Source organism: Natronococcus sp. A-GB7 (genome assembly GCF_029688865.1).
Taxonomy (GTDB): Archaea; Halobacteriota; Halobacteria; order Halobacteriales; family Natrialbaceae; genus Natronococcus.
Window position 1 is genome coordinate 1 of record NZ_JARUKV010000060.1, and the last position, 6575, is coordinate 6575.

The window sequence follows — 6575 nt, forward strand, 5'->3', positions numbered from 1 at the left end:
TGCCCAAGAGTTCCACGCTGAGTGACTGAGAGTGGTTGATAGACCGTTGCCATCTCACTGACCCTGTAAGCGGTTACTTGCCTGCTTACGGGATGATAACGAGGCCTGTTCTTTAAATAATTTAGTTGAACGAGACACTGAAACAAGATGTCCTGCGCAACCTATATTCGAGCAAGAATAGACTACTTAGCAGGTGTGCATTGATAAGGGGTTATCAATAAGTGGCTTCAGTACTTCTTAGCCCAGTTAGACTATTGGCTTATACGTAACTTGTAAACGCATCGATGCAACTATCCAGACAGTTCTGCAGTTCACCACAGCCTGCATCTGCAACCATGTTCAGTAATGCACCCGCAGTCACACAGCCCGAAGCCAACGCGCATCCTAAGATAGCAATCGGTTTTGTTGCAAACACGCAGCGGGCACACTGAATGTCTTGGATACAAAGAAGCGTTTGCTGAGCGATCAATGGACAACTGTCACAGCCGATTTGTGTTGATGGACTATTTGGCTCGTAGATATCTTCTTTTGTGACTTCCAAATTAGGGGTCTCATGGGATTCAATTCCTGGAACTTCCTCGACAGTGTATTGCTCAACACGTTCGGAATTCGCGTTAACATTCATCACCTGATAAACACCTGTTTCGGGTGTGTAGGAAATATTGAAATCAGAGGTATCCGCTCCAATAACAGTGCGAACAGAGGATAATTCTTGTTCAGTTGGCGACCGCTGGAAGGTTGCGCCATTCTCGTTACCGATATACGAGCCGTATGTATTTTTGGGCCACTCGGAGTCTACAACAGGTAGATGGTTTTCGAAATCAATCCGAGCTTCTATTGGATTAGATCCTCCTTCTACAACTTGATATATGATCAATTCGCCAAAATTTGTCGGAATGGTAATAATTCCTAGTTCTTCGATAACCTTTGCGTTCTTCTTCTGAATGTTTAACTGAGGAACCTTCTCAGTAATAGACTTCACTTCCGGTCGCTCCACCAGTTTTCTAATGGTTTCGTCATCAACTGTGGTGGTCGCGTTCACCGGCTTAATCAGTCCAATCCCACCGACTGAACCGCCGACAGCGCTACTTTTCAAAATAGTTCGTCTGCTGAATTTTCTTTTCCCCATACCAGTAGTCAATGGCCATATCATTTAGTGTTACCGAATTCTTTCCAAATTTGAAATGATCTAAGAGACATGACCAGCCAATGTTTTAATTCCTCTCCCAATAGGGCAGAGTTGCTCGCCACTAGTGTGACGGTGGCTGCAGTAAGTTTTCGCCTTCAAACCTGCAATCAGTCTTGATAGGATGATGTATCGCTAATTAGTCGATATGAATATTAGTGGCCCATTCTTTGCGTGTGATCGTAGTGGAATGAAAACAATTAAATCACATACAATAGTATGAATGAATTAGGTTGTCCGGACAAATGCTCCTCAGCAACTATTCAAATAAAGTACGGCTTTTTGCACCACTCTTATTTTCAGCGATTTGCATTATTTATTGGTCATATATTGTATTAGTTCAACAACGCACTGGTGTTTTTCGAGCATGGATTCTACTGTTTCTATCAATCGCAATTATTTGGAGGACGTATATGTCGAGAGAAGTATGACAAAATTATCGCAGGAGAGGCTGAAGAATTTGTAGGTTTCATCTATCAGTATAGCGCCCTACAAAGTGGATTGGTGGTTATAGTGCGTCAGAGACTCCCTCTCTCACTTTCCCCCGAGAGTTGGAGGTAAGCGTCTGCCAGCAGGCCATAAATGAAAATGAACAGGACGGCGTTCACAAGAATAGAGAGAAGATCACCAGCGACAGGCACGCCGATCAGTTCGAAGATTGCCCCGATCATCCCGATACTGGCACCGATAGCTCCGAAGAAGACCACGACCACAGCCAATTTAAGACGATTCCCTCGTGAGAGATCCCAGCTTTCTCTGAGGCTGGCGATGACGCCACGATCCTCAACACCAATCACGAACAGGAAGAACAGGAAGCAAACCGAGAGGAAGATCCCCGGTATAATCAATAAGAAGAACCCGATCATAATCGAGACGAATACGATAATTCCTGCAACGATCATTGAAAGCGTGGCTCGCCCGATGCGCCGGCTGTAAAGTTCGCTTGGGATCGACGACAGCTTGTGTGCTGGACGAGCGAAAGTTCGCGCAACGACCACGAAGTACACAGCCATTACTAGATACGTCCCGAGGAGCAAGATGCCGGCGAACGAACCCGAAATCGGTAAAATAAGTCCGAACTGTTCCATCGCTTCAGGTGGGGCAACAGATGCCAGAAGGGTGTTGAACGACGCGATCGTTAGCAACTGTAGGACGATTAATACACCGAACAGTATGCCACCAGTTCGGGTCGTTGCCCGATCGATTCCGCCACGTACTGCATTCGTTAAGTGGAGGGACATGACATCAAATCACCAACTATTTCATTTAAACCTTTATACTGTCCTGAATCGGACACCTACTGTCGGCCTGGTTCACTGAAAGGGGTAATGGAAAACAGCTCTATGAAAATCGTTCCATGGAACCCTCTCTTACAGGTTATCGAGGGATCAAGTGGCTATAGATTTGGTCCGTGGTTTGCCTATTGGCGTGACGGAGTCGTAGCTGAACGTCTTCGAGACGGTCACCGTCGACCTGAATAATTCGATAAGCCACAGAGTGTCGAAGCGTGTGCGGAGTAATGTTCGTCGGCTCTCCTATACCACCGCCTGCAAGCAGCGGCCGCACGTTCGCTTCGACAGCGAGTTTTTCTATGAGCCGCTGTAGGGACCGTGCCGTGATTCGGTCGCTTGAGCGGGTAGGAAAGAGAGCTGGAGTGTCCTTCCACCGGTCCCGAAGATACCGACGGAGTAGTCGAACCGTCTCAGGCTTGAGCTCGAGAGTCGCTGGCGGTGGTGAGCCTTTCTGGATAGCACTCGGGAGATAGACGGTCCCGTTTTCGAGATCTAGGTGACTCACGTCGAGAGCGCACAGCTCGCCGGCACGAAGGCCAGCATCATAGAGCAGTGTGACGATCACCTCATTCCGATCCTGAAGGTAAGGTGCGACGGCGTCAGATAGACAGACGTCCCGAAGCCATTCAACTTGAGTCGGCTTGAGCCATGTTTGGGCGCGGCTGTACTCATCAGAGTGCTCAACGTCGGGATTGCTTGGCATGGGTTCTGTAGACGGCATGGTTTATAAGCGAGAGGGGTAAATCAGTCGGTCAACGTCGCAGTTTGTGGTAAACTCAGACGTTCGGCTGACAATATGACATACCACATAGAGAGATTGCAAGAGAATCACGGTTGGTGTCGCCGCTTTACCAGAAACAGGGGCTTCTCTGAATTCCGCTACATGGAGATGCATACCTAACGGTAGAGTTTCTATCAGCCCTCGGTGCTGGCAAGTCAGTATAGGTCAACCGCTAACAGTCAGGAACCCAATCAATTTAGTACATCTTGGAGAGATGAATTGATATGACAGAGAAAAATAAGCAGACACAGCAGAGAATTCCAGGATCTGAGTACTCAGGACACGTATCCGCTGTTTGTGGCGTAGTAGTTGTAATCATAGGAATTGGTATAGCATCTTCCTCGGGCACCCCGGAAATTCTCTCGTTCCAGACGGCTGCAATCGTACTTGGAGGGACAGGGATGGCGCTTGATGGAATCCTTCAGGCCAGAGACCCGTCTCCGCCAGAATCAGAGCGTGAGCGTACTATATCGCTGCTAAAGACCATGCTGTTTCTTGGTTTAATCTTGGGTGGATTCTATGCTCCAGCGTTGTTCTGACTATTAGAGAGATCACCAGCCACTGCGGTAACTGTTTGACCTGTACGTACCGTCCGTCGGGTAATCGAAGAGGTGCTGTATGAATCGTTCTATGACACCTTCGCTATGAGGGGAGATCCACTGATTCACAGTGATCGAGACAAACTTCAGCTAACTCAGGGAGATCACGAACTAAGAGCATCTTAGATCGTCTGTCGTATTCAATGAGTCCCGCATCTTCAAGCTGGGGGAGATGTTCATGGTGGAGATTTATCTTGATTCGCTCTACTGCTTTATCCGAGACTTCATCGGGTGGAGAGTCGTAGTTCCATCTAACGAGCTGGTGGGCTATTTCACTTTGAGAGGCAGATCCTTCCTCTTGGAGATGTGAAATAATACGTCGTCGCTGAGTATTACTGAGGCTACTCAAAATTTCGTCAAACCGGTCACTGGTGTTGAAAGTCAATTCTTCGGGATTTATGTTGGTATCCTTAGATTTGTCTGACATATATAAGGGTTTTGAGATTGCTCCAATTAAAGGTCAGGTCTCATTCTTAAGGCATGAACTTCTGACACAATAGGGCGGCAGTGATACGGCAGCTCGGCCTCCAGATAGTCGGCGCTTGCTGACTTCGAGGGAACCAGGCTTCTTAGCAAATCTCTAATTGGCTGCCGTCTATTCGTATATGATACCCCTCATAAGAAAACGAAACCGCGGCTGGACTATCGCCAGTGATTACCGAATTAAGCGCTTCAGGGTCAATAGCAGAGTATAACGGCGTATCAACTTGCTCGGGTAGATCAACCGGCTCAATGTTTTCGATCGAAGCTATTGCGTCGATGATCTCTGTACTCGGGGTTTCATTTGTCCAGTCGTAATCCCTTCGAATTAACCTGTCCGAGGCCTCTGTACGATCCATAGTATTACGGAAGGGACCGATATAGATAAGAGTGGTATGAACATCTGGGTGAAAGACCCATAGCGATATAGTTCCAATGGTGATGGTGCCGTTTCGAGTTCCGATTTGGAGGTTACTGCTCGCGAAGTTCTTACTCCACCGTGATCACTAACCCGGTCTGTTAGGAAGGGCAGCCCCGCCCAGATTTTCTCGACTGGCAGATAGCGAACGGCGGGGTTTGTGCCAAACCACGACGTTCGGCTGACAACATGACATGCCAGCGAATTGCCAATAGACGACCTGCATGAAGGTGAAATTCTTAAAGTTGCTGTGGAAGAGGATCAGTTCTCCAATATTGAGTATCTCCCTGAGGTCTTCCGGACGGATTGAAGTCATCCATACGATTAGTGCGGATCTCAACTAGTAGATCGATGATTGGTGAAATCACCTATCAGGTTGAAGATAAAGCACTGGTGGCGGCCGGTAGTTGACCTCAACGCTGAGAGTCTCGCAGGATCAGGGGTCCGATCGCCAGCGTCCGCTTTGCGACCGTCGCGATCCGCACGATGTAGGAGGTTAGCAAGAAGAACGGAACGAGCGTCAGCGTAAACGTCAGGCCGACGAGCCAGAGCAACGTCTCGATACCCAGAACCCGGCCAGTAACCGTCGCTGTGTCGACAAACATCAACATCATCCCCGAGACCAGCAGCGCTGGGATCGCGGCATAGAGGATGTACCGCGAGAGGTTGATGAGTTCCCACTGGAAGTACAGCGTCTTGATGTGCTCGCGGGCTGGTCCAAACATTGAGAAGGAAGTTCGGAGATCCTCAAGCGCATCGCGTTGTTCCTCGTCGATGTCGTCCTCGTAGTCGGCCAGCAGACGTTCGATCTGGAAGATTTTCCAAGAGTAATTGTAGTCCATCGAGGCGTGGACAACGCTGAAGGTGCCGAACTTGGCACCGTCGAGTTTCTCGCGGACGGTTTCGGCGTTACCCGTGATACTGTCGACAAATTCGTTGACCTCGTCTCTGAGATCGTCGTTGTCGGTCGACTCCATGACATCGTCGAGCGTCTCGGCGCGCTCCTGGGTCGCGTCGATGATCTCGCGAAGGAACGCCGACGGATCGGCTGGTGAGGGCTTGTCGGTGAGTTCCTTGATGTAGTTCCGGAAATCCATCGTTTCGCTCATTCGGGTTCGTTGCTTGCCAAGCGGACCGTTCTCTTGAGAGATGATCAACTGGCTGATGGTGACGACGAGCGTGACGCCGGTGATCAACGACCCGATCATCTGTGTGTACAGCGATTCGATGACACCTCGGTCCTGAAGCAGGTCTGAGACCGTCGGATCAACGAAACTCCCGAGCATGAACAGCCCGAAGAACCCTGCCGTGAGCACACCAGTGACGAGCTGTCGGTTCGCACCGAGGAGCAGCCAGAGCTTGAGTTTGCTCTCGTCAGCCCGCTCGCGCATCGTGTCCGCGGTGCTGACCTGATCGGCGTCTTCCTCGCTACTCATTGCCGTCACCGTCTGCTGGCCGCTTGAACACGAGGTACTTGGTACCGCCGCCTGTGTACTCGATTGTACTGACGAATTCCCAGCCCTCCTGCCCGTACTCGTTGAGAAGTTCTTTAGGATCGCTTGCTTCCTCCATCGTCGCCCCGCGGGGTGGCCGGACCGTCTCGTACTTCCAGACAATCCCCTGGCCCGTCGTCATACCCGTATATCGACGATCCGCCGAAAAAGGGTTCGCGTTGCCACTCCGTTAGCGGTGACTCAAGAATAAACCTAACCACCAGTATCTACTGCGGGGAAGAAATCGCGATCATCTTCACCTATACGTAGCAGTTTCCACTCTTGGGTACAGTTGCGCTTGAGACGAACACGCGTTACGTAGGTAT

The 6575-nt window shown here is 49.7% G+C and carries 8 protein-coding genes; 1 reads left to right on the forward strand and 7 read right to left on the reverse strand.

Annotation, left to right across the window (positions count from 1 at the left end; translation table 11 throughout):
* Window positions 1-259 precede the first annotated feature (259 nt).
* The 3 genes from QA609_RS24345 to QA609_RS24355 all read right to left on the reverse strand — a co-directional run bounded on the left by QA609_RS24345 (window position 260) and on the right by QA609_RS24355 (window position 3199).
* Window positions 260-1129, reverse strand: coding sequence for a hypothetical protein (locus QA609_RS24345; RefSeq protein WP_278305209.1), 870 nt, complete (start codon window positions 1127-1129; stop codon window positions 260-262).
* A gap of 575 nt (window positions 1130-1704) precedes the next feature.
* Window positions 1705-2427, reverse strand: coding sequence for a hypothetical protein (locus QA609_RS24350; RefSeq protein WP_278305210.1), 723 nt, complete (start codon window positions 2425-2427; stop codon window positions 1705-1707).
* 136 nt (window positions 2428-2563) lie between these two features.
* A complete protein-coding gene (locus QA609_RS24355; protein ID WP_343233831.1) occupies window positions 2564-3199 on the reverse strand; it encodes a site-specific integrase in 636 nt (211 codons plus the stop codon).
* Window positions 3200-3483: 284 nt separating this feature from the next.
* Between QA609_RS24355 and QA609_RS24360 the strand changes: the two genes are divergently transcribed.
* Window positions 3484-3798 (forward strand): hypothetical protein, encoded by a 315-nt coding sequence (locus QA609_RS24360; RefSeq protein WP_278305212.1) that lies wholly within the window; start codon window positions 3484-3486, stop codon window positions 3796-3798.
* A 103-nt stretch (window positions 3799-3901) separates the two neighbouring features.
* On the opposite strand, the gene QA609_RS24365 is transcribed toward QA609_RS24360, so the two are convergent.
* The 4 genes from QA609_RS24365 to QA609_RS24380 form a co-directional block, all read right to left on the reverse strand.
* Window positions 3902-4285 carry a winged helix-turn-helix domain-containing protein gene (locus QA609_RS24365; RefSeq protein WP_278305213.1) on the reverse strand — a complete coding sequence of 128 codons (384 nt, stop codon included), beginning with the start codon at window positions 4283-4285 and terminating at the stop codon, window positions 3902-3904.
* A gap of 142 nt (window positions 4286-4427) precedes the next feature.
* On the reverse strand, window positions 4428-4697 hold the full coding sequence (locus tag QA609_RS24370; protein ID WP_278305214.1) for a HalOD1 output domain-containing protein: 270 nt from the start codon (window positions 4695-4697) through the stop codon (window positions 4428-4430).
* 472 nt (window positions 4698-5169) lie between these two features.
* Window positions 5170-6192 carry a hypothetical protein gene (locus QA609_RS24375; RefSeq protein ID WP_278305215.1) on the reverse strand — a complete coding sequence of 341 codons (1023 nt, stop codon included), beginning with the start codon at window positions 6190-6192 and terminating at the stop codon, window positions 5170-5172.
* Window positions 6185-6391, reverse strand: a complete 207-nt coding sequence (locus tag QA609_RS24380; RefSeq protein WP_278305216.1) for a DUF4177 domain-containing protein — start codon at window positions 6389-6391, stop codon at window positions 6185-6187. Before QA609_RS24380 ends, QA609_RS24375 begins: the two co-directional genes overlap by 8 nt.
* Window positions 6392-6575: the final 184 nt, after the last annotated feature.

Excerpts from the sequence above, each read along its gene's own strand:
- QA609_RS24345 (WP_278305209.1), bottom strand. The coding sequence starts at position 1,129 with ATGGGGAAAAGAAAATTCAGCAGACGAACTATTTTGAAAAGTAGCGCT.
- QA609_RS24350 (WP_278305210.1), bottom strand. The coding sequence starts at position 2,427 with ATGTCCCTCCACTTAACGAATGCAGTACGTGGCGGAATCGATCGGGCA.
- QA609_RS24355 (WP_343233831.1), bottom strand. The coding sequence starts at position 3,199 with ATGCCGTCTACAGAACCCATGCCAAGCAATCCCGACGTTGAGCACTCT.
- QA609_RS24360 (WP_278305212.1), top strand. The coding sequence starts at position 3,484 with ATGACAGAGAAAAATAAGCAGACACAGCAGAGAATTCCAGGATCTGAG.
- QA609_RS24365 (WP_278305213.1), bottom strand. The coding sequence starts at position 4,285 with ATGTCAGACAAATCTAAGGATACCAACATAAATCCCGAAGAATTGACT.
- QA609_RS24370 (WP_278305214.1), bottom strand. The coding sequence starts at position 4,697 with ATGGATCGTACAGAGGCCTCGGACAGGTTAATTCGAAGGGATTACGAC.
- QA609_RS24375 (WP_278305215.1), bottom strand. The coding sequence starts at position 6,192 with ATGAGTAGCGAGGAAGACGCCGATCAGGTCAGCACCGCGGACACGATG.
- QA609_RS24380 (WP_278305216.1), bottom strand. The coding sequence starts at position 6,391 with ATGACGACGGGCCAGGGGATTGTCTGGAAGTACGAGACGGTCCGGCCA.